Source organism: Moritella sp. F3 (assembly GCF_015082335.1).
Classification (GTDB): Bacteria; Pseudomonadota; Gammaproteobacteria; order Enterobacterales; family Moritellaceae; genus Moritella.
Map to the genome: position 1 here is coordinate 1 of NZ_BLRL01000200.1, position 202 is coordinate 202.

At 46.0% G+C, this 202-nt stretch carries 2 tRNA genes; both read left to right on the top strand.

Features of this window, described 5'->3' with window-relative positions:
* Nucleotides 1-2: 2 nt before the first annotated feature.
* Nucleotides 3-77: transfer RNA gene (locus tag JFU56_RS22880), tRNA-Gln, on the top strand.
* A gap of 50 nt (nt 78-127) precedes the next feature.
* Nucleotides 128-201, top strand: a tRNA-Met gene (locus JFU56_RS22885).
* Nucleotide 202 lies beyond the last annotated feature (1 nt).

Here is a 202-nt window from a genome sequence, read left to right on the forward strand (position 1 = left end):
GTAGGGATATCGCCAAGCGGTAAGGCACCGGGTTTTGATCTCGGGATTCTGAGGTTCAAATCCTCATATCCCTGCCACTTTTATTTTATTCGTATTTATACGGGTAGAATGAAAACAAAGTAAGAATGGCCATGTAGCTCAGCTGGTTAGAGCACAGCATTCATAATGCTGGGGTCACAGGTTCAAGTCCCGTCATGGCCAC